The organism is Ochrobactrum sp. PL_is501, assembly GCF_055816895.1.
This window is the reverse complement of the sequence record NZ_JBVPGR010000006.1, coordinates 1-2,828: the sequence shown is the minus strand read 5'-3', so window position 1 is coordinate 2,828 and position 2,828 is coordinate 1. Positions and strand designations below refer to the sequence as shown.

At 61.4% G+C, this 2,828-nt stretch carries 4 protein-coding genes; all 4 read left to right on the top strand.

Annotated features, from left to right (window positions below):
• Positions 1-552, top strand: a 552-nt coding sequence (locus AC0TOF_RS00055) for a siderophore-interacting protein (RefSeq protein WP_473766724.1), incomplete at its 5' end; no start/stop codon positions are given.
• On the top strand, positions 549-1,601 hold the full coding sequence (locus tag AC0TOF_RS00050; protein ID WP_139346516.1) for a FecCD family ABC transporter permease: 1,053 nt from the start codon (positions 549-551) through the stop codon (positions 1,599-1,601). The genes AC0TOF_RS00055 and AC0TOF_RS00050, both read left to right, overlap by 4 nt.
• Positions 1,598-2,659 carry a FecCD family ABC transporter permease gene (locus tag AC0TOF_RS00045; RefSeq protein WP_473766723.1) on the top strand — a complete coding sequence of 354 codons (1,062 nt, stop codon included), beginning with the start codon at positions 1,598-1,600 and terminating at the stop codon, positions 2,657-2,659. The genes AC0TOF_RS00050 and AC0TOF_RS00045 overlap by 4 nt, the downstream gene beginning before the upstream one ends.
• Positions 2,656-2,828: ATP-binding cassette domain-containing protein (locus tag AC0TOF_RS00040; RefSeq protein WP_473766725.1), on the top strand; the 173-nt coding region annotated here is incomplete at its 3' end. The genes AC0TOF_RS00045 and AC0TOF_RS00040, both read left to right, overlap by 4 nt.

Below are 2,828 nucleotides of genomic sequence, written 5' to 3'. Positions count from 1 at the left end.
CCAAACCGTCCTTACACGGTGCGGCGCTGGGATGGCACGACCGGTGAGATGGTTATCGATCTGGTCGCACATGAAGGCGGAGTGGGAGCCAGTTGGGCCATAACGGCACGTCCTGGTGACATCGTGGGCATCTGCAACCCGGAGGGCCGCTTCTGGATACCCAGGGGCAGTGAATGGCTGTTGATGCTGACGGACATTACCGGTCTTCCGGCTGTTGGTCGTATTCTGGAGGAACTGCCGGAAGGGTTTCGGGCTATTGTGCATGTGGAAATTCCATCGGAGGATGATCGGCAGGTCATAGTCACCAAGGCTGATGCTTTGGTTACCTGGCACGCCTGCCATGGCATGAAGCCAGAACGGCCTGGATATACGGAGTTGCCGCGCATTGCGCGCGAGATCACGGAGCTGCCAGAAGGCCCCGGCTATATTTATATCGCCGGTGAAGCGCGGGCGGCTTCTGATTGCCGCAAGCATTTCCGTGATGTGCTTGGTTTCGACAAGCGTCGCATCGACGCCATCGGCTACTGGATCGAAGGGCAGGCGCGAGTGTGAACGTGACCGTCCCTGTTCCCGTCCGCAAAACCGTGAACACCGTTAGCGTCGGTCATACGCCGCGATGGACTGGAATCGTAGTCGGCCTGGCTTTGCTTGTAGCGGTTTCGCTCACAAGCCTCCTGTTCGGTGCGCGTCCAATTTCTGTAAGGACGGCGCTCGGTGCGTTGTTCTCGCCCGATATGCAGTGGATTGATCACATAGTGGTTCGTGACTATCGCCTGCCACGCACCCTGCTCGGTATTCTCTGCGGCGCGGCTTTCGGCGTGTCGGGCGCGCTGATACAGGCTGCGACGCGCAATCCTTTGGCCGATCCGGGCATTCTCGGCGTCAATGCCGGTGCTGCCTTTTTCGTGACGCTTTCGGTCGGGCTGTTCGGCTTCCATTCCATTGACGCCTATTTGTGGTTCGCCTTTCTAGGCGCGATCCTTGTGACGCTTGCAGTTTACGCGCTCGGGGCAGTGGGCCGTGACGGTGCAACGCCCGTTCGTCTTGTGCTGGCGGGCGTTGCCCTTTCTGCCGTTCTCGGCGGCATCGGCTCGGCGATCACGCTGCTCGATCCGCAGGCCTTCGATTCCATACGGTTCTGGTCCATCGGCTCCGTTGCCGGCAGGAATATGGAGATCGTGGCAACGGTCGCTCCTTTTATCGCTGCAGGACTGGTGATTGCTTTACTGGCGGCTCGGTCTCTCAACGCCGTGGCGCTCGGTGACGATCTGGCTCGTTCGCTGGGTGCCAACATTCTCCGCGCCCGGATACTGACGCTCGTCGCTGTCACGCTTCTGGCCGGAGCTGGAACTGCTGCCGCTGGCCCAATCGGCTTCGTCGGCCTGATGGTGCCGCATGTGGTGCGCTGGATTGTTGGGCCCGATCAGCGCTGGATCATTCCGCTGACGATGATCTACGCGCCGGTACTGCTGCTTTCCGCCGATATTGCCGGACGTCTGGTGCTATTTCCGGGCGAACTGGAAGCAGGCATTGTCACGGCCTTCATCGGCGCGCCTGTCCTGATCCTGCTGGCACGGCGGAAGAAAGCAAGTGGATTATGACGGTTCAGCCTTCTTCGCGTATCGACTTTGGCCGTTCCGTGCATGTCGTACGGGGTTTCCGCGGCCGTCTGTCAGCCCGGTTCGACAGGCTTTCTATATTCACCGGTCTTGCGCTTGCCATTCTATCGCTGGGCATTGCGGCAATTTCGTTGACGAGCGGCAAATATCCGATCGCCTTGATCGATGTGCTTGGCGCTCTCGTGGGCCAAGGCGACGACATGGTGCGAATGATCGTGGTGGAATGGCGTCTGCCGCGTGTTGCACTAGCCTTCCTGCTCGGCGGCGCGCTCGCCATGAGCGGAGCGATCTTCCAGAGTCTCACCCGCAATCCGCTTGGATCACCCGACATTATCGGCTTCTCGGCAGGCTCCTATACTGGCGCGCTCGTGGTCATCCTGCTGCTGTCTGGCGGTTATTACGAGACGGCGGCTGGCGCGCTGATCGGCGGCATCGTCACGGCGATGGCCGTTTATCTTCTGGCCTACCGGCGCGGCGTGCAGGGTTTTCGGCTGATCGTCGTCGGCATCGGTGTAGCGGCGATGCTGTCGGCTTTCAACGCATGGATGATCCGCGAGGCGGAGCTTCAGGTGGCCATGTCTGCCGCCATATGGGGCGCAGGCTCGCTCAACGGTCTCGGCTTCGAGCAGCTTGTGCCGGTCGCCGTCGTGCTTTGTATCGTCGTCCCCCTGACGCTCTTGCTGTCGCGCCCGATGCGCCAGCTCGAAATGGGCGACGATATGGCACGGGCGTCCGGTGTCAACGCCAACCGCACGCGGCTTGCCCTGATGGTCCTCGGTGTCGCGTTGACCGCCATCGTGACGGCTGCGGCTGGTCCGATCTCCTTCATCGCGCTTGCGGCTCCACAGATCGCACGACGGTTGACCCACTCGGCCGGTGTCGCTCTCATTCCATCCGCGCTGACGGGCGGTCTTCTGTTGCTTGCCGCCGACTGGGCCGCGCAGCATGCTTTCGGCGTTCAGCTCCCCGTCGGCGTCATGACCGTCAGCCTCGGCGGTTTCTACTTCATCTGGCTATTGATACGGGAGGGCCGTAAATGACCCATTCGCAATTCCGGCCTGGTCGCCTTCATGCCGACAACGTAACCCTGCGCTATGACGAGCGGACGATTTCCAGAAGCCTGTCCGTCTCGATCCCGGATGGCTCCTTCACAGTGATCGTCGGCCCGAACGCCTGCGGCAAGTCCACGCTGCTGCGCGCCCTGTCGCG

What these genes read in the sequence shown, in the direction of transcription:
- AC0TOF_RS00045 (WP_473766723.1), top strand. Translation starts at nt 1,598, where the DNA reads ATGACGGTTCAGCCTTCTTCGCGTATCGACTTTGGCCGTTCCGTGCAT.